Genomic DNA, 25,933 nt, shown 5'->3' on the forward strand with positions numbered 1-25,933 from the left:
GCTAAGATTTTTAGATGTTACTTACCGAGGGATTATTTGAGTATTTATACGCAACAAGGACAGTGAGACCCGATCGCACCCCTCGCCCCCTCTTGTGGTACAGGCACTCCGACCTGTACCACAAGCCATTGTTTAACCCGCTTTTTCCCCATGCCGCTAAACTTCCCGCTAAATTAAAGAAGTAAAAAAATCATTCACATCCTACCCAGGAGATGCCATGCCCCGCGTCAGAGCACCAGAATTCCCCGGAAACTACCCCTGGCTGAATACCGAAAAACCTTTATCCATTGAATCCTTAAAAGGGCGCGTCGTCCTCCTCGACTTCTGGACGTACTGCTGCATCAACTGCTTGCACGTCCTGCCCGACTTAAAATACCTCGAACAAAAATATAAAGATTCCCTCACGGTTATCGGCGTTCACTCGGCTAAATTTGAAAACGAAAAAGAAGTAGAAAACATCCGCCAAGCTATCCTGCGCTACGATATCGAACATCCTGTAATTGTTGACAGCGGCATGAAAGTTTGGCAAAGCTACGCGGTTCGCGCTTGGCCGACTTTAATGGTGATCGATCCTGAAAGTTATGTCGTTGGCTTTGTTTCCGGCGAAGGCAATAGAGAAGCACTTGACGAGTTAGTTGGCAAGTTAATTGCTGAATACAAAGATAAAAATGCACTCAAGTTTAAACAACTCAGTTTTAGCTTAGAAAAACAGCGCAAACCTGTATCAACACCGCTGGCTTTTCCCGGTAAAGTGCTGGCATTTGCGATCGCTGCAACGGAGGCAAAACATCTTCACCAACAGGTCGCGCTTTTGGGCGAAATGAGTCAGGAAAATGAATTTGTAGATGAAACTGTATTGCCCGGGCCTGCTAATTCAGTCATACAAAACTTAGTCGGTTCTTGCTTGTTTATTGCCGATTCTGGCCACAATAGGATTGTTGTCAGCACCCTCGAAGGTGAGGTGCTGCACGTCATCGGTAGCGGCAAACCGGGTTTAACTGATGGGGACTTTGAAGAGGCTGAGTTTTTTGCACCTCAAGGTATGGCTTTTGATGCAGAAAGTCAAATTCTATATGTGGCTGATACGGAAAATCATGCTCTCAGAAAGATTGATTTTACGACTCAACGGGTGGAAACTGTTGCTGGTACCGGCGAACAAAGTCACGAAATTTCACCCCGCAGCGGCAAGGGTTTAGAAACGCAATTGAATTCGCCTTGGGATTTAGAAAGAGTTGGAAATAGACTTTTTATTGCAATGGCGGGTTCCCACCAAATTTGGGAAATGCAGTTAGACACTGGTACGATCGGCACTTATGCGGGTATTGGTCGAGAATCCTGTGTGGACGGGAATCTTGCAGAATCTGCTTTTTCTCAGCCCAGCGGGCTGGCTACGGATCGATCGGAGTTGTTTGTTGCCGACAGCGAAATTAGTTCGATTCGCGCTGTTGGTATTGATGAAGACCCGAAGGTGCGGACTGTCTGCGGTAGCGGTGAATTGTTTGGTTTTGGGGATAAAGATGGTCGCGCCGATCAGGTAAGGTTGCAGCACTGTTTGGGTGTTGAATACGCTCAAAATTACCTCTGGGTGGCTGATACTTACAATCATAAAATTAAGCGGATCGACCACCGGGGCGGTACGTGCAGAACAATGATTGGAGACGGTACAGCGGGTTTGGTTGATGCTAAAGGTCTCAAGGCTCGATTTTTTGAACCTTCAGGGTTGAGTGCGATCGGGCCTCATTTGTTTGTTGCTGATACGAACAATCATGTAATTCGGCGAGTTGAGTTGGATACGCTGGAAGTCACAACTTTGAATTTCCCCAGTTTGTGCCCTCCGGAGGTTTGTCTTCCTGATTGAGCCGATCGACCTTTTTCCCATTAGCCAGGGTTATCAATTCTACTGATTGCCAGATTAATTGCGGGAAGGTAGGGTGCTCTTGGGCGCACCTTACCACAATTTTCAAGCCAAGTAAGTTACCCTAATTATTATTCGCGGTGAGTGCAGTGCCTCACCCGCAATTCCCTCCTGGATGGAGAACTTCTATATTTACGTGTACGGCCCAAGAACACCTGACCGATATAAGTAGAACTTCAAACCACTTTTTGCGTCCCGGACTGAATTACTAAATGTTGTTAATTCCATCGCTACTAAAACCGCGATCGCCCGTATTAAATAATGGCAAAAATCCTCGCCCCCATCTAAAATTCCGAATAGCTCAGCAACCGCACTATTTTTTCATCATCATTCAATTCGCCGACAATTCGCCGCACGGGTTTCGGCCAGATTTTGATCAAAGTAGGAGTTGCTGAAATCTGATCTGCCTCAGCTTGGTCTGGATGTTTCAAAACATCAATTACTTTTAAAGTGTAGGGACGATCGAGGCATTTCTCTAAGAACTGGTGTAAAGTTTCGAGGGTGCGTTCGGTGCTGGGGTTGCTGCCGGAAACAAACAGACGCAAAACGTAGCCTTGAGTTTGTGGCGGCGGGGTTAGTGCTGTTGGTTTGGGAAGCCGAGTCTGCTGCGATTGCGGAAAGCCCAAGGGAGGTAATATCGAACTGCTCCAGTCCGATCGAGCTTCGGGACTGGCATACTGTACAACTAAGTCGTGATTTTCCCAAAGTTCGGGGAATTGTTCGTGATAAGTAGCAATCGCCATCGGTTCGCACATTTCTTCGCTCCGGGGATGCCACACTAAGTCGCCCGTCCCAAAAATGGCGTTCAGCAGCGTTTGATGTCGCAGCACGGGGGGGTAAGCCTCGGCAGCAAGCCGCACCTGCCGATCGCCTGGATCGAGCCAGCAGTCAACGGTTGCCGTGTAGCAAGGTATCAGAAAATGCGGGGGTTCCGACAAACCGAGGATCTCCTGTAGAGCTACGCACAACTGCAAATGCCACCGAGTTTGCTTGCGGGGATCTATGCAATAGATTAAGTCTCCCCCTGGCGTAAACAGCGCAATGCCTTTGAAAATTTCTGGCAAAATCGGGCGATCGACTTTCAATTCAGTACACCAATAAAAGTTAACAGTTAACAGTTAACTTTTAACTGCTAACTGTTAACACTCGACCTTTAAACTCGACCTCGGAGCATCTGAGCCATTTCGTTCGGGAACGGCGAGTTCTCTACACAAAGTTCTTCAGTAATCCGACCTTCTTGATAAAGACCGTAGAGCGACTTATTCATCGTCGTCATGCCTTCATAAGTATCTTTGATCATAATTTGATTGATTTCCTCATTCTGGCCCTTCAGAATGTATTCCTTAACCACGTCGGTATTGATCAAAACGTCGTGGAAAGCAGCCCGCTTCCCGTCTGTGGTTTTGCACAGCAGTTGAGCAATAATCGCCACTAGGGATTCGGAAATGGAAACCCGTATGGCTTCCTGTTCTTCGGGCCCGAACATATCAAGAATCCGGTTCAGGGTTTTAATCGCACTGTTGGTGTGCAGGGTTCCTGCAACTAAGTGACCGGTTTGAGAGGCTTTGAGGGCAATTTCCACCGTCTCTCTGTCCCGAATTTCTCCTACTAGCATCATGTCCGGGTCTTGCCGCAGAGCGCCTTTGAGAGCGTTCATAAACTTGAGGGTGTGCCTGCCGACTTCCCGGTGCTTGATCAAGGATTTTTTGCTTTCGTGTACGAATTCTACCGGGTCTTCGATCGTGATGATATTGTAGGCTTTATGCTTATTGATGTAGTCGATCATGGCAGCCAAGGTGGTAGACTTACCCGAACCTGTCGGGCCAGTCACCAAAATCAGCCCTTTGTGGTAGCCGCATATTTTCTTAAAGACCTCCGGCAGTTTCAATTCCTCCAGTGTCATTATTTTGGAAGGAATTAGCCGCAGCACCATTGCCGGCCCGGCCAAGGAGTCCATGCAACTGATCCGAATCCGGACGAACCCGAAGTCGAAAGCGCCGTCAAAGTCTAGGGTTTTTTGGAAAATTTCAATTTCTTCATCGCTCATGCACTCGCGCAGCCAGCCAAAAAACGTATCTAAATCCGTCGGTGGATAGCCGATGTCGGCAATCTCGCCACGGGTGCGGAAGCGGGGAACTTCGTTTACTCCGAGGTGAAGGTCGGATACTCCTTCATCTTTGGCTCGGAGGACTAGCTCTTTCAAAGTGGGAGCCCCGCCGCTGCTAGTGCTCGGGCCTTTAGGTGTGGCGAAGGATTGTGGCGCTGGTGCCGGTGGCGCTGCTGGTGCTGGTGCCGGGGGCGGTGCTGGTGGCATTCCTGCTGCTCTGGGGGGCATTCCGGGAGCTGGAGGGCGGGGCATTCCTGGCGGTGGGGGGGCTCCGGGTACGGGCGGGCGAGGAGCTGGCGGATGCTGTTGTGTCATATGCGCTACCTTAAGTTGGTGAGAAGGCTGACTCGAACAGATGATTTGTGGGAGTTGAACAATGCCGATCGCTATTGTGCGCCTCTTGCACAATAGCTTAACTGTTGTACTAAGTCTATCCTAAGAGGGGGTCGTAGTGCTGCAATACTAAGGAAATATTCTGCCAATTGGAGGATGCGATCGCTCTCGATATACCCCCTAATATGGATTCTCCACATTTTTGTATAATTTTTTTTAAGGAAAAGAGTTTTCCGCAAGCAAGCAGTATAAATTGCTACTTTAGCCAAAGATTAAGGACTTAAACGGATGAATTTTGTCGATCGGGCTTTTACTCCAGCTTTGGAGTTGGCGGAGTCGATCCGCACCCTGGAAGTGTCGCCTTTAGAAATTGTCAATCTCTACTTGGAACGGATCGAGCGATTAAACCCCGAGCTTGGCAGTTATTTTACTGTAACGGCCGAGCGGGCGATCGCCCTGGCTAAATCTCAAACCGAAAAACTAGCTGGCTTAAACAAGCCACAGGAATTGCCACCTTTTTTCGGAGTGCCGATCGCCATTAAAGACTTGACACCAGTTACCGGCCTTCCCTGTACTTACGGCACTCAGGCTTTGCTGGGTAACATCTCTGCCTACGACGAGTCAGTAGTATGGCGGATCAAAGCAGCGGGATTTAACATTCTGGGCAAAACAGCCACCTCTCAAATTGGCTCATTACCTTACACCGAACCAGAAGGTTTCCCGCCAGCCCGCAATCCCTGGAATTTAGACTATACGCCCGGAGGTTCCAGCGGAGGCTCAGCGGCCGCTGTAGCAGCGGGTTTGTGCGCGATCGCCCAAGGTTCAGACGGCGGCGGTTCGATTCGAGGCCCAGCTTCCTGCTGCGGTTTAGTGGGCATTAAACCGTCGCGGGGGCGAGTTTCCTGGGCACCTGTCGGAGATTACCTCAGCGGCATTTCGGCAAACGGCCCCTTGGCGCGGACTGTAGCTGACGCCGCCGCACTTTTGGACGTGATGTCAGGCTACACAACAGGCGATCCGTACTGGCTACCAGATTCAAATCCGACGTTTTTAGAGGCTTCCCGTCAAGAGTCGGGCAAACTGCGAATTGCGTTTTCTACGACTATTTCCCCTGTGGGCGAGGCTTCGGCTACCTGTCAGCAAGCGGTACTCGAAACAGTAAAATTATTGACAGATTTGGGTCATGATGTCGAACCTGGATGCCCGGATTTTACGGGTTTAATCGAACCGTTTATCGCAATTTGGCAGTCGGGGGCGGCTGCAAGCGGCATTCCAGGCCCTGCTTTGGAACCGATGAATCGCTGGCTGTTAGAAAGAACTATTTCGGCTGGGGAATATTTGCGGGCGGTAAATCAAATGCAGGTGATTTCACGGCGGATTGTAGGATTCTTTGAAAAATTTGATGTGTTAGTTTTGCCCACTTATATGCACTCGCCAATCCGGGTTGGGGAGTGGGCGGATTTGAGTTTTGAAGAAACTTTGCAGCGGATCGTTAATTGGATTGCTCCTTGTCCGCCGTTTAATGCTAGCGGCTTGCCTGCGATCGCACTGCCTGCTATTTTAGATAACAACGGTTTGCCCGTGGGAATTCAAATTATCGGGCGACCGGCTGCGGAAGCAAGTTTAATTGCTTTAGCGGCGCAGATGGAAGCGGCGAAACCTTTCCCGGTTTTAGATTTTAAATAGGGAAGAGCAAGGGATAAAAGCACGTCTTCCTTTTTTAGGGGTATGTCAAATCAGGACTTGTGCGCGGGGAACTAGAAATCCGGTTTTTTGCAGAAATTTCTAGTCATTCAACCCATATTTTACCAATAAACCGAGTTGCTACCGCCCAGTCCTACTTATTACCAATTACGCTGTAATTAATTGAGAATACCTCTTTAGATTGATAGATATTTTGATTATTTTATTTTAAAAATAATAGCAGTTCGCTGCCAATATTTATGGTGAAATTCATGTTAACTTCCGGCCCGATTACCGCTCCCGTTCCCGTTTTTCTAGTTCTTTTAGCAATCATGCTAATCGCGCCGCTGGTATTTGAGCGCTTGCGACTACCGGGAATAGTCGGTTTAATTATTGCTGGCGTAATTGTCGGGCCCAACGGTCTCAATTTGCTGCAACGGGACGCTACTATTGTTTTGTTAGGTACTGTAGGATTGCTGTTTTTGATGTTCCTAGCGGGACTGGAAACTAGCCTCGACGACCTAAAACTCAATGCGGACAAAGCTGTTGTATTTGGGCTGGCTACTTTTTCGCTGCCGATGATATTGGGGACGGGAGCGATGCTGCTGTTGGGGTATAGCTGGCTGGCTGCAATTTTAGTCGCTTCTTGTTTCGCTACGCACACGCTTTTAGCGCTGCCAATTCTCACAAAATTGGGCTTGATGCGAACTCAGACTGTTACTGCAACTTTGGGCGGGACTTTAATTACGAATGTGTTGGGACTGTTGGTGCTGGCAATTGTTGTCAAAGCTTACAAAGGAAATCTCACTCTCGAATTTTGGCTGTTTCTCATTCCATCTCTTGCTATCTACACTTTTGCTACTTTGTGGGGGGTTCCCAAAATCGGTCGCTGGTTTTTTAAGAAATTCGGACACGACGAAAATGCCGAATTTATATTTGTATTGGCCACCCTGTTTCTAGTTTCTTATGCAGCAGAAATAATTGAAATCGAGGCAATTATTGGTGCATTTTTATCGGGAATTGCCATTACTCAACTGATTCCCAAAATGAGTCCCCTGATGAATCGAATTGAGTTTATTGGCAATACGCTGTTTGTGCCGTTTTTTCTGATTTCTGTGGGGATGTTAATTGACCCGCTAATTTTGGTAAAGCAGCCGCAGTCTTTGTTGGTGGCGGCGGTGATGATTTTAGCTGAGGTGGTGAGCAAGTTTTTGGCAGCTTGGCTACCGGGGAAATTATTTCGTTTTGAGTTTCCCAGCATTATGGTAATGTTCGGTCTTTCTGTTGCTCAAGCTGCTTCTACTTTGGCGGCGATTACGGTTGCTTTTGACATTAAATTGGTCGATCGCGTAACGGTGAACGGCATCATTGCCATGATTTTAGTAACTTGTGTGGCTTCTCCTTGGATTGTATCTCGGTGGGGTCAAGAAATGCAGCAGCCGGGGTCGAGTTTGCCGGCTGCTACTTCGAGAAAGCATTTAGGGGGAGAGCGAGTTTTAGTGCCTGTTGCCAATCCGAATACGGAAGATAATTTGCTGCGTTTGGCTTTGATTTTAGCAAAAACATCTCAGGGAACTTTGCTGCCGCTGCATATTTTGTCCGATCGCGGCGAAGCAATTTCGCCCGCAGATAAAATGCAGCAAACTCAACTTTTGACGGCTGCGGAAACTGTCGCCCATGCGGCTGCTTGTGCGGTTGAACCGATCGCGAGGATAGATGATGCGATCGATCGCGGAATCCTGCGGAGTGCAACCGAACGCGAGGCTAGTTTAATAGTTTGCGGTTGGAAGGGATTTTCCACGACTCGCGACAATTTTTTTGGCAGCATCATTGACAATGTGGTAAGGCGATCGCCCGTACCCGTACTGATTGCTCGATTTCCCAATCCTCTCCAGAATACAGCCAGAGTTATTGTGGCAGTAACTGAGGGCGAGTTGACGCAGTTTGGATTTCAGGAAACCGTGGATATTGCTAAGAGTTTAGCCGAGGAACTCAAGGCGAGTTTGCAAGTGTTGTTGGTGGCGACAAAACGGGAACAAAGCAACAAAAGTGCGGCGGAGGTGGAAATTCTTTCTGAGATACCAGTAAATCGGGTGCGGGGAAATTTTATCAAGCTAGTTTCCCAGAATTTGTTAGAACACGATTTGCTGATTTTAACAACAATTTCTCAGCAACAAAATTTGTGGGAAAAACCGGGAACTCTCAAGGAACCGGAAGCGATCGCCAGGACTCACCAAAATATTTCGATGCTTGTTGTTTATTTTCCTGTATCTTGAGGCCCACATTCCGCACCCTCAACTGGCACACACGCAGTTGGGGTGCCCCGTCCGAGTCGATCAGTCGGCTCTAGATGAGTAGAAATACTCTCGCCTGCCGTGTCAGGTGATCGAGCAAGCGATCGATTCAGTTGGAAAATGTACGAGCGTGTAAATTAACAACAAAAACCAATTATCCCCCGTGCGACGCGGAGGATAAAAATAGTCTAAACTCAAGTAGCAAACAATTCGCTCGATCGAATGAAACCCGTGCATCAAGCAACTGAACTCGCCGTCTCTAACCTCGACCATCTTGGTTTAATAGCAGGTCTAGTTGATGAAATAGAAATTGTCCAAAAAATCAATGAGTTAGTAGGGGAACAACCGGGTGAGATTGTCAGTCCAGGTCTAGCAGTCAAAGCAATGATTATCAATGGGTTAGGGCTTGTTTCCGCTCCATTATACTTATTTCCTAAATTTTTTGAAGGCAAAGCGCTCGAACATTTAATGGGTGAAGGTATTCAAGCATCACACCTGAATGAATACCGTTTAGGTAGAGTATTAGACAAGCTATATTTAGCAGGCAGCAGCCAAATATTTACAACTATTGCCGCTTCAGCAGCTCAAAAATTTGAGCTCGATACAGAGACATCCCATTTAGATTCAACTTCCTTTCACCTGCATGGCAAATACGAATCCGAGCTACCATCTGTATCTGTTATCGAGCCAGAAACGGCGCTAGATAGCGAAGATAGCGAAGATAGCGAGTCAACTAAACCCGTGTCATCTGCCGTGCCAATTAAGATTACCTACGGCTACTCCCGCGATCGCAGACCCGACTTAAAACAATTCATTTTAGATTTAATTTGTAGTAGCGATGGAGATGTACCGCTATTTTTACGGGTGGGTTCGGGAAATGAATCAGATCGAGCCATATTCGCATCAATTTGTCAGGAGTTTAAACAACAGTTAAACCTTGACAGTTTAATGGTTGCAGATAGTGCATTATATTCAGCTCCTAACTTAGAAATGTTAACCAATTTAAGATGGTTAACCCGCGTACCGTTGAGTATCAAGCAAGCGCAGCAACTGGTATCTCAGTTAAATGAAGCAGAATTTACCCCCAGTTCTGTGAGTGGATATAGCTGGTCAGAACACAAAAGTAATTATGGTGGAATTGAACAAAGATGGCTAGTAGTAGAGAGCAGTTTGCGACGCGATTCAGACCGACAAAAACTCGAAAAAAAACTCAAAAAAGCCCAGGCTGAAGCTGAGAATAAACTGCAAGAACTCTCAAAAATTGAATTTGCTTGTGCCGCCGACGCTGCCGCCGCAGCTCATCGCTTATCCAAACAACTAAAATTTTACAATATCACCCAAGTTAGTAGCAAAGAAATTACAGTAAAGACTAATACTAACGATCCAAATGCTCGCGAGAAATCCAGCTCGAAACAGAGATTTAAAGTTCAAGCAAAACTGGAACCAGATACAGGTGCGATCGCCAAAGAAACCAAAGCCTGTGGCAGGTTTATTCTCGCCACTAATGTGCTGGAAACTCAGCAATTAGAGCCTGACGATATGATTGTGAAATACAAAGAACAGCAGTCAGCAGAAAGAGGGTTTGGGTTCTTGAAAGATCCGCTGTTTTTTTACGGACAGTGTATTTCTCAAGTCGCCGGAAAGAATCGAAGCTTTGGCATTGGTAATGGGTTTGTGTTTGTTAGTCTATACTTTAGGTCAAAGGTTACTGCGTCACAGTTTGCAACGCACTAATTCCCAATTGAAAAATCAGTTGGGCAAACAAACTAATCGACCGACGCTCCGTTGGATTTGCCAGATATTTCAATCAATTCATCTGGTGAGCCTACAAGGGATTCAACAAATTTCTAATTTAACAGCCGAGCGAATGGCTATATTGAACTTGCTGCCGCTCTCCTGTAAGTCTTATTATTTATTAATCTGAGATCGAGCAGTTTGTTTGATGAGCAAAACTGACAGAAATTTCATAAATATTTGATTCAGTAGTGATGTGTAATTATCAGGCTGCTGGAAATATCTGCTGTCGATTAATAGTTAATTATGACGGATGAAGGTGTTGTTAGATATCGAGAATCTAGGATTTGCCCGAAAGCAGTTAATTTTCAACTTGCCCCAACAGGTCGATGCGATTGTGACCCAACAGGTCGCGGGTATTTTTGATTATTATCTCGGACGAGAGACTCGGACGGAGCACCCCAACTGCGTGTGTGCCAGTTGAGGGTGCGGAATGTGGGTTGAGGAAGATTTTAACCGCCGATGATGTTATGAATCTGCATTCATCTGCGGTTAATATTTTAGGAATAAAGCCAACTGGCACCTTAAACAAAGGTATGTCTTTGCGCTCGACTCGCTCTTTCTTTTCTAACTAAGCTGTGGCGGCATTTAAATTGTATGTCTAAAAAAAATCAAGTTTTGTGAGGTGTCCAGCCCGCAGAGAATATACAATTTAAATGCGCGACAGCTTAAGAGCGGACAAGCCCAACTACATACCTAAAATTTAAGCCCTATTTGTGACAATTGTGTAAGTCTTATATTTAATCCTAATCCAACAGAATGGCTAGCTAAATTTCTGCTCTTTGGCGGGGTTGGGAAATACACTAGATCGCTCTTTTCACTCGCGAAGTTTGTATTTGTTGACCTGCAGATTAAAAAATCCTTCAACTCATCATCATTAGCACCCGCACAAGAAGTGTACTTAGGTACGGAATGTGCGATCGGCAAGTAAATATGCGTAGAGGCCTTGCCGATCGCACTCCGATGGAGGCAATTTCTCGGCATCTAGGACAATATCTCGGTATCTGGGAGAATTTTGAGAATATGGTGATCTACCCCCTCATAGTTCAATAAGGTAAAAATGAGCATCAGACCAAATTTCAGATGGTTTTCTTCAGTGGCGAGTGTTTTGGGTTCGATTTCGATTAATCCTTTCAGCGGCGCGACATCCTCTGTAAAAGCTGCACAAACGGTTGTTGTCCGCAAAGGTATTTTAGAATCGTCAATATCGGTTGCGGATTTGCGCGAACTCGCAGAAACAGGAAAAGTCCCCGCCAAACTGCAAGCTTATGCCAATCTCCTGTCTGACGAACAGCGCAGTAAAATCTTTCGGGCGCTGCAAGCGAAAATTCCCCTAAATGTAGTCGGCCTGAGCAACTTGCTAAATACTGGCATCGGCACTGCCATCCTGACGGATTTGACTACTGTCATACCCAGGCGCGACGGTGCGGGTGTGGAAGCGCTGCGAGCGGCTTTGGTGCAGGGAGCGAACGCGCCGGAAGGCTTATCGGTATTGAGTTTCCTTGAATCTTATCCGAGTTCGCCGGTGGTGGTGGATCTCGATCGAGCTTTCGCAGTTTTGGGAAATATGAACGCAAGTTTTTGGCAAACTCAGCGCTTTATGGCGGCGATCGCGCCTCAGTTAGCAGCGGTTAAACCCGCGTTTAACCTGCCTTTCGATCCAACCCAAGCAGGCCCTAATTCCATCCGGGTACTCGCACTAGATTTGAACGATAGCGCCCGCAATCGGCGCATTCCAGTTGACGTGTATTGGTCGAAAGCTGCGACAGCCGACAAACCGACGATCGTCTTTTCTCACGGGTTGGGTTCTGTCCGCACGGATTTGCGCTACTTAGCCGAGCATTTGGCGTCTCACGGCTATGTGGTAGCAGCTTTAGAACATCCGGGAAGCAATGAAACGAATACTAATGCTGCGATCGCGGGTAAGTCTCCCTTGCTAGCTCCTCAAGAGTTTTTAGACCGTCCCAAAGACATCAGTTTTGTACTCGACGAACTGACAAAATTGAACCAAACTGATGATAATTTGCAGGGGAAAATCGCGATCGACCGATCGGTGATCGTTGGTTATTCCTTTGGCGGCGCTACAGCCTTGTCCTTGGCGGGCGCCGAACTGCAATTGAGCCGACTCAAACAAAGGTGTCAGGGGGATTTGATTGGGTTCAGCTTGGGCGAAGGCATTCAGTGCGCGGCGGCCGGATTGCCGGAAGAACGGTATCAATTGCGAGATGCGAGGATTAAAAGGGCGATCGCCATGAATCCGATCGCATCATTACTATTTGGAGAAACGGGTTTGAGTTCCATTCAAATTCCCACATTAATAGTAGCATCTTCTGCGGACAAAACCACTCCCGCCTTAGCAGAACAAATTGCCGGATTCCCAAAGATTCCATCTCCCAAATGGCTAGTCGGTTTTGTAGGAGGCACCCACTTAAGCGTCAAAGATCCCAGTACAACTTTAGACCAAGTTCGCAGGCCGAACACAGTAATTAGCGGCGATGAAGTTGTGGGCGACCAAGCTGTTAGCATACGCAATTATATTAAAGCTGTAACTTTGGCCGCGGCCGCTCAACTAACTGCCGAAGCTGACAAATATGCTGTTTTTCTTACGCCAGAATACGCGCAATTTGCTTCAACATTGGCAATCCCGGTGCGGCTGGTAACAGAAATTTCCCCGGAAACTAATGCAATAGTGCAAACTTTTATTCAACGGAATAAGTAGTCATTACTCATTAAGTAGGTAAGCGCTAAAAAAACATAGTATCTTGTACAGTTCTCGACCTAGAACATAATCATTCCTGGGCGCACGCTTCCCTAAAAAACCCGGTTTCTCCTTGTCGCGAGCGAGCGTATGTGACCAAATTACGTGCAGAGACCGGGTTTTTGCGTCCAGGACTGATAATTGTGTAGGGTGCGAAGTGCGTACCTTACCGCTATTAGTCATTAGCTAATAATCTGATGTCCGCTGGAACACCTATAATAAAAGTGTTTGTAGTGGTAGTTCGACGGGAAATCATATTGTGACTAGCAGCCTTTCCTTTTCTCTGCGCGGCTGCTTCGCCCCGAAGGGTGTATTTTTCTTCTAAAGCTGTTACTGATATTTTTTGTCCGTGCAAGGGCAAAATATAACAAACTGCTTCCACAAACTCTACTCCCAAACTGCGATGCCTAAAAAAAATCTTATCCCGCTGTTGCTGCTGTTTGCAGCCCTGTTTACCCTTTACGGTGACACTTTAACTTTTCTGCCCAAACCTGTAAGAGATACTAGCGTGGCCAGTCGAAAGTTCTTCGTCGGGTTGTGGCCAGATTGGTTGAGACCGAGAGATTTCAACGAGAAAAGGCAACAGGATATTGATAAATTGCAAAAAAGTCCTAGTCCCAGTCGATAGTTTTGAGCTACCCGCGAGAAACCCGGTTTCTCTAATAACACCTAGCCATTTTCTTGTAGGTTGGGTTAAGGGAACCACAACCAAACATGAGGATTTGAGATTGTACATTTGAGATTTTTCCTCCAATCTCAAATCGATTAAACTTGAGATTTTAGATTTTCCTCCCAGCCGTAAGGTGTGCATTGCACACCCTACAGATAGAGGATAGGCGTCCAGACTGTTTTAGATTTGTACTCCCATTTAAAATCTAAAATCTAAAATCTAAAATTGATTAAGCCTGCTTTTTCAACCAGCTAAACATAGCTCGCAAATCTTTACCAACTTCTTCAATAGGATGTTCTGCTTCCTGACGGCGCATGGAGGTAAAGCCCGGTTTGCCGGCTTGGTTTTCCAGAACGAATTCGCGGGCAAATTGACCGGATTGAATTTCGCTGAGAATTTTGCGCATTTCGGCGCGGGTTTGATCCGTGACGATGCGGGGGCCGCGAGTTAAATCGCCGTATTCTGCGGTATTGGAGATGCTGTCGCGCATTTTGGCGAGGCCTCCTTCTACTACTAAGTCAACGATAAGTTTAACTTCGTGCAAACATTCAAAATAAGCTAATTCCGGTTGGTATCCGGCGTCAACTAAAGTTTCAAATCCAGCTTTAATTAAGGCGCTCAAACCGCCGCACAAAACTACTTGTTCGCCAAAAAGATCAGTTTCTGTTTCTTCGCGGAAAGTGGTTTCCAGGATGCCGGCTCTGGTGCCGCCGATTCCTTTAGCATAGGCCATTGCCCGATCGCGCGCTTGACCGGAAGCATCTTGATATACTGCAAACAAACTCGGAACGCCTTCCCCTTGTTCGTAAGTCCGGCGCACCAAGTGTCCGGGGCCTTTGGGCGCAACCATTACTACGTCTACATTGGCAGGGGGAACAACTTGGCCGAAGTGAATGTTAAAACCGTGAGCAAATGCTAAAACATTTCCTTCTGAAAGGTTCGGTTCGATTTGTTCTTTGTAAATAGTTTTTTGAACTTCATCGGGCAATAAAATCATGATGAAGTCAGCAGCGGCGGCTGCTTTGTCTACCGGGTGAACTGTTAAACCCGCGTCGGTTGCTTTGGCTGCAGATTTGCTACCGGGATACAAACCGACAACGACATTCATGCCACTGTCTTTGAGGTTAAGGGCGTGGGCGTGTCCTTGGGAACCGTAGCCGATGATAGCAATCGTTTTGTTGGCTAAGAGGTCTAGGTTCGCGTCGGTGTCGTAATACATACGGGCCATAGTGCTTGTCTCCTGAGATGCAAATTGGGGGATTGACTGCAAAACTCTCATTTTATCAAAGTAGGGTACTTTTTTTACAGAAATTTTGAGATTAAGATTTTGGCGGGGGAAAATAAAGGGCGATTCCCTTCGGGATAGCTCCGCTTCACGCGCTGAATTTAGCAGGGTTTCTCGCCGAGTCTGCGATCGTCAAATATAATTGTCAATAGCGTGCTGTGCATTGGAAAAAACCTCACATCTGGCACCATTCTCAAGAACAGGCTTTCGGGCCTGTGAAGCGAGAAAATTCACTCTTCGCTTCACAGGTCTGAAAGCCTGTTCATAAAAAGCTTATTGAGAATGGTGCAACATCTCAGAAAAACGCAAATAACTAACTTTTGTAATATGAAAATAAAGGCAATACATCATGTGGCGATTATTTGCTCGGATTACGAAGCATCGAAAAATTTTTATGTAGAAGTATTGGGATGTTCCATTATCAAAGAAACTTTCCGAACCGAGAGGAATTCTTACAAATTAGATTTGCGAGTCGGAAACGGCGACACCATCGAGCTTTTCTCATTTCCCCATCCTCCTGAAAGAGTTAACAATCCTGAAGCTTGCGGTTTGAGACATTTAGCTTTTGCAGTTGAAGACATAGAAGCATCAGTTGCTTACTTAAAATCTCAACAAGTAGAAGTAGAAAAAATTCGCCTTGACGAGATTACCGAAAAACGATTTACATTTTTCCGAGATCCCGACAATTTACCGTTAGAAATTTATGAAATTTAAGGACTAGCCCGATTTTGTAAAATCGCTTTTAAGTCAATAGGTGGGGTGTGCATTGCCCTAAAAACTGCATGATTCATTCCCAATCTAAAATCTAAAATCTAAAATCTAAAATTGTATAATGGACTATATCATCAGAAACACAATCACGCTCGGATTGCCTGCTTTAATGCTATTTTTAGCCATATTAGCTACAGGTAAAACAGGTGACGCAGCCGTTTGGTCGGGTTTGGTCAAAGTCGGCGGTTCCTTTGGTATGCTGATCGGTTTAGGTGTGTTGGTATTTGCAGGATTTGTTGCCAATTATTTTAGTTATTTTGTGGTAGATAGCTTGCTGGTGAGATTTTATCAAAAGCGGCGAGAGTTGGAACAGCCAGAACAACTGGTAAAAGAAATTGATAAATTGCTGATTACCAACGACCTTAAAATCAAGCTCAAATGGGCGGTGATGCACAGCATCCCCAACAAAAACCTTAGCTTAAAGCACGTAATTTTAAAATGGTTTATTATCGCAGCAACTGTAAATGCAGTATTGTCAATAGTCGGTTATTTGGGAGAATTTAACATTTTTTTTGAATTGAGTTCTCATTTTAAACTACAATATCTGCTGGTTGGTTTCTCTACTTTTATATTCTTCGCTCTCGTGCGCTCAAAAAAAATATGGCTGCTGGTGAGCGCATTTTGCATTATCATTAATTTGGCGGAAATTGTTCCTTGGTACTTTCCAGGGCCAGCATTTGCAGGAGCAACGCCCGGACACAACTTGCGGATTTTGCATTCAAATGTTTTAAGGAGTAATCGGCGATATTCTGAGGTGATATCGCTGGTTAAAGCAGAACAACCGGATATCGCCGTTTTTGTAGAAGTCAACTCATCTTGGGCAAAAGAGTTATCGGTTTTAAGCGAAATTTTTCCTTACTCTTCTACCCAGCAAGAATCTGAGAGATTTGGCAGTGCAATATACAGCAGGCTGCCTTTAGAAAATTCTTCGGTTAAAGCTTTTTCAAATCAAAGAAAGAGCTTGTCGGCGGATGTTAAATTTCAAGGTAAAATCATTTCTTTGATTCTTGCTCATCCCACTGTGCCGATCAAACAGCACAGTTTTATCAATCGCAACGAACAGCTAGCAGCCATCGGCGAGTATGCAGCCCAACTAAAAAATCCCGTGATTGTGGTTGGGGATTTAAATACCACAATGTGGTCGCCATTCTACAAAAATATGGTAAAAACCGGAAATTTGCGAAATGCGCGATCGGGCTTTGGCATTTTACCGACTTGGCCGACTTTTATGCCGCTGGCTTATATTCCGATCGATCACTTTCTAGTCAGCAAAGAAATTGGTGTTTTGAAGATGCGTACTGGCCGCAATGTCGGTTCGGATCATTTGCCGTTAATTACAGATTTGGTGATTTGAAGGAAGTTAAAGCAGTGACTGATTAGAAATCCGATATTTCATTATTTTTAGGAACGGGCAAGATGCCCGTTCCACAATAAAACTGAATTTTTGTGGAACAGGCATCTTGCCTGTTCTTCCCACAATAAAGCTGAATTTTTGTGGAACAGGCATCTTGCCTGTTCTTCCCACAATAAAGCTGAATTTTTGTGGAACAGGCATCTTGCCTGTTCTTCCCACAATAAAGCTGAATTTTTGTGGAACAGGCATCTTGCCTGTTCTTGATGATTTGACAGTGCAATGAAAGTAATATATAATATAAAATTATATGACTTTTATTCGGTCCAATTCTGCTTCTAAGTTCTCGATTAAATTATTTATTAACTGTAACTGGTACTGTTGAACATTCATATTTAATGGCTCTTTGCTGTCTTGAAAACAGATAACTTTTCCAGCGATTTCCTTGTAGTGTTGCAGCATGGAAAAAGTATCGGTGCTAAAGCGAGCGAGATAGTTTTTAGCAGCCTCGCTGCAAATTTCCGTTACTTGATTTAGATAAGCTTCGGACGATTCAGGCGGCTTTTCATTCCCAGTTCTTTTATTCAAAATATAGCTAGCACCGCCGACTACTGCGGCTCCCACAGGCCCGCCCAACAGCCAACCTAAGCCGGTGGCGATCGCCACTGGAGCCACTTCGCTGTCGATCGACTTTTGAGGTGGAGGTGGCGGCGGTTCCGGCAAGGTGACTTGCGGGGATGGAGGAAAGGAAATCAAAAGTGCGATCGGCTGTTCTTTCTCAAAGAATTCGCAAGCTTTATTTACCCATTCTGCGATGGTTTGCTGCTGATGTAAGACCTCTCGCTGAAATTTTAGCTTCCACGCATCAAAACTTCCTTCCTGGAGCGACAGCGCCATTTCCGATTGATACCGCTGCAAAAGTGTCGGCTGGTAAAGCCAAATCTCGAAATCGGAAACGCTGGCTTGAAAGCCTTTTGATATCAGTTTTTCAGCTTTTTGTTGAATTTCAATTTTGTCTTTGTGCTTTTTTTGAGCTGCGGCTATTTCTGCGGTGACAGTTTCAGCTTTAGCTCGGAGAGAGTGGCCAATTTTAGTAGCTATAGCTTCAATTCTGGGCAACTTAACTGTTAGTTGTTCCTGTTGAGCTGCCACAATACTTTGCAAAGCCGATTCAAACGCGGCAATTCCTGTAGTTTGGGCGGCCGCCACATCTCCTTTCAGCCTCGCCCTCAAAGCCGGCAAAGCATCGACGCGGTAGATATTGCTGATATTGTTCGGCAAGTTCGAGCGAAAACTTTCGGCAACAAACAACAAGCGATTGTAAACTTGTTTTTGCTCGTCTGGTTCGAGTAGATTGAGAAAATTGGCAACAAAGAGTACAGTGTTGATGTTGCGATCGCTCAACCAATCTCTCAAGTTCTCCCGTTCGCCTAAAGTCATCAATTTCCGAGCATCTAAAACCTGCACAACTAAATCAGCCGTTAGCAATTTATCGCGAACCAAATTATCCTGTTCTTCGCGGTCATTGGTTCCCGGCAAATCCAGCAATTCCACACCGGTTTGCAGGAATGGATGGGGACAGTAAACATTCACGGCGGCCACATCATCCCGCATTTGTCTGGCGTCGTCAAGGATGGCGTAGCGTTTCAAAACATCAGTCCCCGGTTCGCTAATTTCCGTGCCGTCTTTCAGGGTAATTTTTGCGTGCAATTCCTCGCCGTAGTTGACATAAATGGCAGCACCTGTAGTGGGCACAAGGTCGATCGGCAAAGTACGATTTCCCAGCATTGCATTGAGCAAAGTTGACTTGCCGTAATTAAACGGGCCAAAGACAGCAATTTGAAAAGTTGGTTTGGCGAGATAGTTGCAGATTGAGGTGGTATCTCGATACAGTTGGGAGTTTTTGTCAAGTTCGAGAATACCGAGTGCTGATTTGAGATAGTCGGTCAGGTCTTGATAAATTTCGGGTCGTTGCATATTGTTGTTTTATTTCATTTAGCGGATGCTAGGAAACATTGATATAGCGATTCAATACTCTGCGACTCGGCAGAAACATCAGCCTCCAATTTTTTCAACCGCTGCGATTCAGCCTGACAATTAATCTCGCGAGATTCCTTTTGTTTGAGCAAATTATCTAACTCAGCTTTCCGAGAATTAATATCAGCATTCATGCGATCGCCCACTTCTCGCCCGTAAACATCAAAACACTCTTTCACAGCATCGTGAATCGGCTGCCACTGCTCTTGAGCCACCTGCGGCAGATATTTCACTAGCTCTTTTTTCGCCGCTTTCACCAACTCTTTGCGAGCTCCGTCTGCTTGCAAAACCCCAACACCCAACCCCAACAAAGCCAAGTACAGCGGCCCTAAAACAATCCCCGTCAAACTAGCAAGAATCGTACTAACGCTTAACACAGTAATTAAATTTAGCAGGATATTTTTCCAGTCAAAACCCGCTCCTGCCATTGCTACGCCTGCCAGATTTCCGGTCGTTAACGAGAACAATCCCATCGCCCATTTTGCCCAAGCTGGCGAGTTATCTTCGTTCGAGTTACTGACTACTGCTGGTATTTTTTGACCCGTTAGTTTTTCGGTAATTTTTTCAGTCACTTTCGTGTAAGATGCTCCGTAATTTGCCGCACTTTGCGATAGCTGCGAAAAGGCTGAATTCATCTCTTGTTCTGCCGTGAGAGTCCAAGCTGCTAATTTGTCGTTGATGTACTGTTCTAATGCTTGTCTGAGCGATGCTTCAAAAGCTTCTCGCTTGCCTTGGCTGAAGAAATCCAGAAATCTCAGTTCCGGTTGATACCGCAAAAAGTCTGTTTCAAAGGTATTTTCTAATTTGAGAACGTAGGTGCGGAAAGAATCTGCGATCGCCCGCGATTTACTATCTCTAACTTCGATAATTTCTTGTTGAAATTCATCGCGAATCTGAGTCAGCTTTTTAAACTCCGGCTCAACTGAATTAATTTTTTCCTTCAACTCATTGACATCGCGATCGAGTAATGGTAGTCTGCGCCCAACAGCTTCGCGGACGCGAGCAGAAATTTGACGCGCCAGAGTCCTCGCCGGACGCAATTCTGAAATCGCCCTTTCCTGGGTCAAAAACGTATTCAGTGCCGCCATAAACTCGGGAAAACCAGTTCCTGCCAAGTCCGCATCCGGGTTTTTCATCCGCAACCTGAGCGCCTTAATTGAGGTAATTGCAAACACTCGCTCGTCGTAAATATCGTGTCCTTCTGTTAAACAATATTCAGCCAAATTAGCTTGAAAAACCCGCCGCAGTTTCCCTTCTGCTTCTGCTAATTCTTCAGGATCGTCCGGGTCAATCAAACTTTCTCGCACCTGATCCCAAGCATTAATCAGAAAGAAAATGCTCAAGCCGCGATTTTTGATGTAATTTTCTAGATAGCGTCTTTCACCCATTGTGCAAGGCTGAGTTGCCCTGAGTACAAACAAAATAGCGTGGCAGTTGTTGATGTAACCGAGAGATAATTCATTGCGGGCTTCTGTATCGTTCAGTCCGGGACTGTCTACTATTTCTATGCCTTTTTCCAGCAAAGGTAAGGGATATTCTACTACGGCGCAATCGATATCTGGAAATGCTGGTTTCTTTTCTTCTTCTAAGCGTTTTGCCTCAGCGGGGTCAATTGTGTAATTCTGTTTAAAACTTTTAAAATCTAGCTGTTTTGGGCTTTTGCCATCATTAAAATAAACGGTAACTTTTTTTTCGGAACCGTAGCGCAAAATCGTCAGCAAAGCTGTACAGGGATTGACATCGCTGGGCAGTAAGTTTTCGCCGATTAACGCATTGAGAAAAGTGCTTTTACCGCGTTTCATGTCGCCTAGCACTAGCAGCCGAAAGACTCCTTGGCGCAAGTTTTTACTGGCGACATCAATGTCGGCGTTGTCTGTTTCTAAACCGAGTTTTCCCGATGCTTCTCCTCCTGCTAATTCTGATTGGTTGATGGCTGTCGCGATGTTGCTGAGGCGAGCGGCAATTTCTCGGCGGACGGCGGCTACTCGCTCTAAATCGTTGAGAAAGTTGCTAGTTTCTACTTTAAGGTTCATGGGTGTTTCCTGATAGTTTCCTGCTTGTGATTTTCAAATTCTGTCTTCTTCAATAAACATTTTGTAAGCGATCCAAGCAATGCCTCCCACTATCAGCGCGGCTGCCAGCCAAGATGCTATGCGAACTGCAACGATAACAGCAATGACAATGCCTGTAAATTGAGCGGCTGCTATAATTTTTCGGCGCCACTGTTTGAGTTTGCCGTTAACTTGGCTGTCTGGTTCTTGGTACTTGCTCGTTAGATATTCTGGCACTGAGCGGTCAATTTCGGCTTCTAGTTCGCGGAGCCGAATTTCTTGTTCTCGCTTCCGCAGTTCTTGTTCTTTGCGCCGGAGTTCTCGGGATTTGTTGTCAGGAGAATTCATAAATTTTAGCCTGTTTCCCACGGAAAAATGTGTTATTGATTGTCAATGTTGTGGAGCGATAAGTTCTCTACGACTGTAACTCACATTTTCCCCCGTGTCGAGAAATGTTAAGAAATTTTAAAATGGCGCTCGACCAATTAAGCCGATCGCCCTACGCCCGCTTACTAGCCGCTGCAAATCATCAATATCCTTCGGGGCCGATGGTAGTGCGATCGCACTCCGCTTCCGACAAATCAACCAAGCGCGATCGAAATAAGTTGCAGCCCGCTAATTGAGCTTTGCTTAACTTTGCTTTCTCCAAATTAGCTCGGCTCAAATCCGCATATCTCAAATCGGCATTCGTCAAATCTGCATTGTACAAATCCGCACCTTGCAAATTGGCTTTCTGCAAATTAGCACCTTGCAAATTGGCGTGACGCAAATTTGCTCTTGATAAGTTTGCTCTTGATAAAGTTGCTTCCGACAAGTTAGCTTGATAAAGTTGAATGTCGCCCAATTCAGCATCTTGCAAATCAGTTTTATAAAGATTGGCTTGAGTCAAATTTCCGTAGGGCAAATAAGCTCGCCTCAGAACGCTACCAGAAAGATTTATTTCTGTCAACTCTGCTTGAAACAAGTTATTTTCACTTAAGTCAACGGCGTTAAAGTTTCGCTGGCCCTCAGCATACTGAGCAAGCAATTCCTCAGCGCTTAGCTTTTGCATTTTCATTCCTCATGACGACAGCTACTGCAGCCAATCCATAACAGTAATTAATGGTTATTATTCTGCGTATTTATACTTAGGTATCTTATTATGTTAAGCTTGTGTAACAACAGTCGCATTTTTTCTAAGATTTTTTTTATATTTGTAAATTTCTGCCGTGCTCGACCAGTAAGCGGTTAGTAATGTCAAGATCGATCGAGAAACCAAAGCGAATCCTCTACTGAAATATGCCAGAACATCCTCTCTCCATTGCTCAGCACTACCACGAACGGACAAAATACGACCCTGAAACCATTGCTGCTAAAAGTAAACAGCTAGATTGGACAGAGCAACCTGTGCCTTTCAAAGAATATAAAATTGGAGCGTATTTTGACCTCAAGCCTTATCTAAAAGACCTCTCGGAGGATGCCGATGCCGATCCCGATGCCGCTTGGTGGCATCGGTTATCTAGCTTGTTGCTGTGCAGCTACGGGTTGACGGCGAAAGTGCAGACGGTAGACGACAGCTACCTGTATTTGCGATCTGCACCGTCGGCGGGTGGACTCTACCCAGCAGAGATTTATTTAATCTCCCGTGGCACTGCCCAGTTGCCGGCCGGACTCTACAACTATCAGTGCAGAACTCATTCACTTGTTCATTTTTGGGACAGTCAAGTTTGGCCGGCATTGCAAGCAGCTTGTTTCCAGTCGCCAGCGCTAGAAAATACCCAATTGGCGATCGCCATTACCACTGTTTTTTTCCGTTCTTCTTGGCGTTACGAAGACAGAGCTTATCGGCGAATTTTTCTAGACACCGGTCATTTATTGAGCAATATCGAGTTAGCTTGCGCCGTCAACGATTACCGACCTCACCTGATTGGAGGATTCGCCGACGAAGCTGTCAATGAATTACTTTACATTGACTCGGAGCAAGAAGGAGCGATTTGTGTAGTTGCTTTAGCCGACTTGCTAGATATTGACCAAAACTTGCCTAAATTTAAAACAGCTTTGCCCGGAAACACCACGACAGATTACCCGAAAATTTCCGAAGGTCAACTGTTAAAATACCTCCACAAAGCCACGCATTTAGAATCAGACCCTACCGGATCTGACGGCTGGAAACTTGATGAAAGTGAAGGGGTACTAGAGGATAAATACAACTTTCCATTTTGTACTAAAGTTTCGACGGTCACTCCTTCGATTCCTTGGGGAGTAAACCTGGAAACTTTAGAAAACACTATGCTCAAAAGGCGTTCGACCCGTGCTTATACAGGTGCTTCTTTGAGCTTGGGCGAACTGCTAGCTATGCTGGATTTTACTTACCAGCCGCAGCACTATATCGACCAAGGATTAGACGGTTATCCAGACTATTTCGATCTGAGTTTGATCGAGACTTTTATTGCCGTTTCGGGAGTGCATGGGTTAGAAGAAGGCTGTTACTATTACGCTCCGAAAGCTCAAGAATTGCGGCAAATTCGGTTTAAAAATTTCCGCAGGGAACTGCATTTTTTGTGTTTGGGGCAAGACTTGGGCAGAGATGCGGGGGCGCTGTTGTTTCATACGGCCGATTTGAACAGGGCTGTAGCAAAATATGGCGATCGAGTTTACCGCTATTTGCACATGGACGCGGGTCATTTGGGCCAGCGGTTGAATTTAGCAGCTATGCAACTGCGTTTGGGTGTCAGCGGTATCGGGGGCTTTTTTGACGATCGCGTCAATGACGTTCTAGGTATTCCCGCGGGTGAAGCTGTGCTTTATATTACAAGTCTGGGAAGACCTCGATCGTGAGAATGAGTTAGTTGTTATTTGTCAGTAGTATTGCTTCACTAAGCCCAGGCGCATCTAAATTTTACAGTCAAGTTTGAGGAAATTAACATCTTACACTATTCTCAAGAACAGGCTTTCTGGCCTGTTCCACAAACAGTGAAATTCTGTGTTCCACAAAGAGTGAAACTTTTGTGGGGTGGGCGTCCCGCGAATCATGGTTAATTGACCGGACATGATATTACACCGTTCTCAAGAACAGGCTTTCCGGCCTGTTCCACAAACAGTGAAATTCTTGTGGGGTGTCCCGCCCGCCCTAAAAATACAACTTAAATGCGAGACAGCTTACCTATTTAATTTACTCTTTTCCTATTACTATTTGCCAATGCAAAACCTGCTAAATATTCGGTCGAGCACTGATTCTGTCACTTCTTCGCCCGTAACTTCCCCCAATGCTTGAATTGCCCCGCGCAAATCTATTGTCCAGAAATCTAAAGGCAATTTATTGCTAATAGTATCCGTGCACTGTTCCAGAGAAATTTTAGCTCGGGTTAACGCCGCTGCTTGCCGCTGGTTGATTGCTAAGTCTGAGTTTGCTGCTTGCAAATTTCCCCCGCTGACGGCATCTAAGATTGCTGTTTCTAAGTCTTCTATGCCTCGATCGAGGGCGGCGGCTGCGGCAACTATTGGGTGAATTTCCGAGGAAAAAGGTAGTTCGGGGATGGTTTTTACTAAGTCAATTTTGTTGATAATTATAATTAGCTGGCGGTGCTTTACTTGTTCGTAAATTTCCGAATCGCCTTCCGTCCAACCAGATTCCGCATCAATTGTCAACAGCACTAAATCGGCTTGTTTTGCTGCGGCGCGCGATCGCTCAACGCCAATTTTTTCTACCTTGTCTTCGGTTTCTCGAATGCCCGCAGTATCGAGCACCTGCACCGGAATTCCGCCCACAACTAGCTGGGATTCTACCACGTCCCGCGTCGTACCGGGCAAATCCGTGACGATCGCGCGATCGCTCTTACTCCACGCATTCAACAAACTCGATTTTCCCACATTCGGCCGCCCGACAATCGCTACTTTTAAACCAGTTCTCAACAATTCTCCGCGATCTGCGGTTGCCAAAATTGTTGACAATGCCTCCAAAACATGATTTATTTCCAAAGATGTTTTAGCTTCATCTAAAGGCGGCAAATCTTCCTCAAAATCAATTCTTGCCTCAATTTCTGCCAGCACGTCCAAACAAGTTGTTCTCAATTGGCGAATTGGCTGCGCTAATTTTCCTTGCAAACCGGCCAAAGCACTTTGTGCAGCAGCGGGCGATTTTGCTCCCACCAAATCTGCAATACTTTCAGCTTGAGTTAAATCGAGCCTTCCGTTCAAAAAAGCCCGCAGCGAAAACTCTCCCGGCCCGGCCAATCTCGCCCCATTTTCCAAACACAACTGCAAGACTTGCTGCACGGCCATAATACCGCCGTGACAGTGAAATTCGACCACATCTTCGCGAGTAAAAGAACGCGGTGCTTTCATGATTAGCAGCAAAGCTTCATCGACTAATTCTTGAGTTTGGGGGCGGCGGATGTGGCCGTAAAGAATGCGGTGAGACTCCCAAATTTGCCGTCCTGGGGCGCAAAACAGAGTTTCGGCAATTTTTAAGGCTGCGGAACCGGAAACTCGCACAATGCCGACGCTGCCTTGTTGGGGAACTATGGCAGTGGCGATCGCTGCGATCGTTCCTCCTGTTGTTAATGATTCAGACATTTTTGTTGTTCACACATTTAAAATTTCTCTCAATCTCCTGTTTTTGAGTATCAGGCAATTGCTTGTCGGTATTCGAGGATATAAAGTTCTGGTTCGTCATTCAAAAAATTTAAATTACCGCCCTTTTGAGCAAGCTGCACGAGTTTCTGAGTCAAAGGGCAAAGGAGATTTTTTAATCTTTTTCCTGCGATCGCTAATTGCTCGCCGGCTTGGAGAGACAGGATAACTTGAATTAGGGATTCAACCAGTTGTACGTTCATTTGAGTCACCTCCGCCCCGGTTGTTAAATTATACAGTTTTCATTGAGAGGATAAACAATTTCAGCATTTT

Annotated in this window: 18 protein-coding genes and 1 pseudogene; 8 read left to right on the plus strand and 11 right to left on the minus strand. The window is 45.7% G+C overall.

Annotation, left to right across the window (positions count from 1 at the left end; translation table 11 throughout):
• Positions 1 to 217: 217 nt before the first annotated feature.
• On the plus strand, positions 218 to 1,858 hold the full coding sequence (locus tag OSC7112_RS10345; protein WP_015175849.1) for a thioredoxin-like domain-containing protein: 1,641 nt from the start codon (positions 218 to 220) through the stop codon (positions 1,856 to 1,858).
• A gap of 341 nt (positions 1,859 to 2,199) precedes the next feature.
• Here the strand turns inward: OSC7112_RS10345 and OSC7112_RS10350 are convergent, their stop codons facing one another.
• A complete protein-coding gene (locus OSC7112_RS10350; protein ID WP_015175850.1) occupies positions 2,200 to 3,000 on the minus strand; it encodes a circadian clock KaiB family protein in 801 nt (266 codons plus the stop codon).
• A gap of 68 nt (positions 3,001 to 3,068) precedes the next feature.
• The gene (locus tag OSC7112_RS10355) at positions 3,069 to 4,337 is read right to left on the minus strand and encodes a type IV pilus twitching motility protein PilT (RefSeq protein WP_015175851.1); all 1,269 of its coding nucleotides are present in this window, start codon (positions 4,335 to 4,337) and stop codon (positions 3,069 to 3,071) included.
• Between the two features lie 306 nt (positions 4,338 to 4,643).
• Between OSC7112_RS10355 and OSC7112_RS10360 the strand changes: the two genes are divergently transcribed.
• The 4 genes and pseudogenes from OSC7112_RS10360 to OSC7112_RS10375 all read left to right on the plus strand — a co-directional run bounded on the left by OSC7112_RS10360 (position 4,644) and on the right by OSC7112_RS10375 (position 12,845).
• Entirely contained in the window at positions 4,644 to 6,041 is a 1,398-nt protein-coding gene (locus OSC7112_RS10360) for an amidase (RefSeq protein ID WP_015175852.1), read from the plus strand.
• Between the two features lie 269 nt (positions 6,042 to 6,310).
• Complete coding sequence (locus OSC7112_RS10365) at positions 6,311 to 8,314, plus strand: cation:proton antiporter domain-containing protein (RefSeq protein WP_051041503.1); 2,004 nt, start codon at positions 6,311 to 6,313, stop codon at positions 8,312 to 8,314.
• A 240-nt stretch (positions 8,315 to 8,554) separates the two neighbouring features.
• Positions 8,555 to 10,256: pseudogene (locus tag OSC7112_RS10370) on the plus strand (IS1634 family transposase).
• Positions 10,257 to 11,186: 930 nt separating this feature from the next.
• The gene (locus OSC7112_RS10375) at positions 11,187 to 12,845 is read left to right on the plus strand and encodes an alpha/beta hydrolase (protein ID WP_015175854.1); all 1,659 of its coding nucleotides are present in this window, start codon (positions 11,187 to 11,189) and stop codon (positions 12,843 to 12,845) included.
• Between the two features lie 214 nt (positions 12,846 to 13,059).
• Here OSC7112_RS10375 and OSC7112_RS10380 read toward each other — a convergent pair whose 3' ends face one another.
• A complete protein-coding gene (locus OSC7112_RS10380) occupies positions 13,060 to 13,266 on the minus strand; it encodes a hypothetical protein (protein ID WP_015175856.1) in 207 nt (68 codons plus the stop codon).
• A 517-nt stretch (positions 13,267 to 13,783) separates the two neighbouring features.
• Complete coding sequence (gene ilvC, locus OSC7112_RS10390; RefSeq protein WP_015175858.1) at positions 13,784 to 14,782, minus strand: ketol-acid reductoisomerase; 999 nt, start codon at positions 14,780 to 14,782, stop codon at positions 13,784 to 13,786.
• A 384-nt stretch (positions 14,783 to 15,166) separates the two neighbouring features.
• Here ilvC and gloA2 point away from each other — a divergent pair, with 384 nt between their 5' ends.
• Both gloA2 and OSC7112_RS36955 read left to right on the plus strand, forming a co-directional pair.
• A complete protein-coding gene (gloA2, locus tag OSC7112_RS10395) occupies positions 15,167 to 15,553 on the plus strand; it encodes an SMU1112c/YaeR family gloxylase I-like metalloprotein (RefSeq protein WP_015175859.1) in 387 nt (128 codons plus the stop codon).
• Positions 15,554 to 15,671: 118 nt separating this feature from the next.
• Positions 15,672 to 16,964 (plus strand): endonuclease/exonuclease/phosphatase family protein, encoded by a 1,293-nt coding sequence (locus OSC7112_RS36955; protein ID WP_015175860.1) that lies wholly within the window; start codon positions 15,672 to 15,674, stop codon positions 16,962 to 16,964.
• A gap of 6 nt (positions 16,965 to 16,970) precedes the next feature.
• Here the strand turns inward: OSC7112_RS36955 and OSC7112_RS10410 are convergent, their stop codons facing one another.
• The 5 genes from OSC7112_RS10410 to OSC7112_RS10430 form a co-directional block, all read right to left on the minus strand.
• Positions 16,971 to 17,213 carry a hypothetical protein gene (locus OSC7112_RS10410; protein WP_015175861.1) on the minus strand — a complete coding sequence of 81 codons (243 nt, stop codon included), beginning with the start codon at positions 17,211 to 17,213 and terminating at the stop codon, positions 16,971 to 16,973.
• Positions 17,214 to 17,267: 54 nt separating this feature from the next.
• Positions 17,268 to 18,938, minus strand: a complete 1,671-nt coding sequence (locus OSC7112_RS10415) for a dynamin family protein (protein WP_015175862.1) — start codon at positions 18,936 to 18,938, stop codon at positions 17,268 to 17,270.
• Positions 18,939 to 18,952: 14 nt separating this feature from the next.
• Positions 18,953 to 21,031, minus strand: a complete 2,079-nt coding sequence (locus OSC7112_RS10420; protein ID WP_015175863.1) for a dynamin family protein — start codon at positions 21,029 to 21,031, stop codon at positions 18,953 to 18,955.
• Positions 21,032 to 21,064: 33 nt separating this feature from the next.
• The gene (locus OSC7112_RS10425; RefSeq protein WP_015175864.1) at positions 21,065 to 21,397 is read right to left on the minus strand and encodes a hypothetical protein; all 333 of its coding nucleotides are present in this window, start codon (positions 21,395 to 21,397) and stop codon (positions 21,065 to 21,067) included.
• Positions 21,398 to 21,578: 181 nt separating this feature from the next.
• Entirely contained in the window at positions 21,579 to 22,100 is a 522-nt protein-coding gene (locus tag OSC7112_RS10430) for a pentapeptide repeat-containing protein (protein ID WP_015175865.1), read from the minus strand.
• 227 nt (positions 22,101 to 22,327) lie between these two features.
• Here OSC7112_RS10430 and OSC7112_RS10435 point away from each other — a divergent pair, with 227 nt between their 5' ends.
• Complete coding sequence (locus OSC7112_RS10435) at positions 22,328 to 23,866, plus strand: SagB/ThcOx family dehydrogenase (RefSeq protein ID WP_015175866.1); 1,539 nt, start codon at positions 22,328 to 22,330, stop codon at positions 23,864 to 23,866.
• 351 nt (positions 23,867 to 24,217) lie between these two features.
• On the opposite strand, the gene mnmE is transcribed toward OSC7112_RS10435, so the two are convergent.
• On the minus strand, positions 24,218 to 25,603 hold the full coding sequence (gene mnmE, locus OSC7112_RS10440; protein WP_015175867.1) for a tRNA uridine-5-carboxymethylaminomethyl(34) synthesis GTPase MnmE: 1,386 nt from the start codon (positions 25,601 to 25,603) through the stop codon (positions 24,218 to 24,220).
• Positions 25,604 to 25,653: 50 nt separating this feature from the next.
• On the minus strand, positions 25,654 to 25,863 hold the full coding sequence (locus OSC7112_RS10445; RefSeq protein WP_015175868.1) for a hypothetical protein: 210 nt from the start codon (positions 25,861 to 25,863) through the stop codon (positions 25,654 to 25,656).
• Positions 25,864 to 25,933: the final 70 nt, after the last annotated feature.

The sequence above is a fragment of the Oscillatoria nigro-viridis PCC 7112 genome (assembly GCF_000317475.1).
Lineage (GTDB): Bacteria > Cyanobacteriota > Cyanobacteriia > Cyanobacteriales > Microcoleaceae > Microcoleus > Microcoleus nigroviridis.

What these genes read in the sequence shown, in the direction of transcription:
- OSC7112_RS10435 (WP_015175866.1), top strand. Translation starts at nt 22,328, where the DNA reads ATGCCAGAACATCCTCTCTCCATTGCTCAGCACTACCACGAACGGACA.
- OSC7112_RS10355 (WP_015175851.1), bottom strand. Translation starts at nt 4,337, where the DNA reads ATGACACAACAGCATCCGCCAGCTCCTCGCCCGCCCGTACCCGGAGCC.
- OSC7112_RS10425 (WP_015175864.1), bottom strand. Translation starts at nt 21,397, where the DNA reads ATGAATTCTCCTGACAACAAATCCCGAGAACTCCGGCGCAAAGAACAA.
- OSC7112_RS10365 (WP_051041503.1), top strand. Translation starts at nt 6,311, where the DNA reads ATGTTAACTTCCGGCCCGATTACCGCTCCCGTTCCCGTTTTTCTAGTT.
- OSC7112_RS10360 (WP_015175852.1), top strand. Translation starts at nt 4,644, where the DNA reads ATGAATTTTGTCGATCGGGCTTTTACTCCAGCTTTGGAGTTGGCGGAG.
- ilvC (WP_015175858.1), bottom strand. Translation starts at nt 14,782, where the DNA reads ATGGCCCGTATGTATTACGACACCGACGCGAACCTAGACCTCTTAGCC.
- OSC7112_RS10375 (WP_015175854.1), top strand. Translation starts at nt 11,187, where the DNA reads ATGAGCATCAGACCAAATTTCAGATGGTTTTCTTCAGTGGCGAGTGTT.
- OSC7112_RS10415 (WP_015175862.1), bottom strand. Translation starts at nt 18,938, where the DNA reads ATGCAACGACCCGAAATTTATCAAGACCTGACCGACTATCTCAAATCA.
- OSC7112_RS10410 (WP_015175861.1), bottom strand. Translation starts at nt 17,213, where the DNA reads ATGCCTGTTCCACAAAAATTCAGCTTTATTGTGGGAAGAACAGGCAAG.
- OSC7112_RS10430 (WP_015175865.1), bottom strand. Translation starts at nt 22,100, where the DNA reads ATGCAAAAGCTAAGCGCTGAGGAATTGCTTGCTCAGTATGCTGAGGGC.
- mnmE (WP_015175867.1), bottom strand. Translation starts at nt 25,603, where the DNA reads ATGTCTGAATCATTAACAACAGGAGGAACGATCGCAGCGATCGCCACT.
- gloA2 (WP_015175859.1), top strand. Translation starts at nt 15,167, where the DNA reads ATGAAAATAAAGGCAATACATCATGTGGCGATTATTTGCTCGGATTAC.
- OSC7112_RS10345 (WP_015175849.1), top strand. Translation starts at nt 218, where the DNA reads ATGCCCCGCGTCAGAGCACCAGAATTCCCCGGAAACTACCCCTGGCTG.
- OSC7112_RS10445 (WP_015175868.1), bottom strand. Translation starts at nt 25,863, where the DNA reads ATGAACGTACAACTGGTTGAATCCCTAATTCAAGTTATCCTGTCTCTC.
- OSC7112_RS36955 (WP_015175860.1), top strand. Translation starts at nt 15,672, where the DNA reads ATGGACTATATCATCAGAAACACAATCACGCTCGGATTGCCTGCTTTA.
- OSC7112_RS10420 (WP_015175863.1), bottom strand. Translation starts at nt 21,031, where the DNA reads ATGAACCTTAAAGTAGAAACTAGCAACTTTCTCAACGATTTAGAGCGA.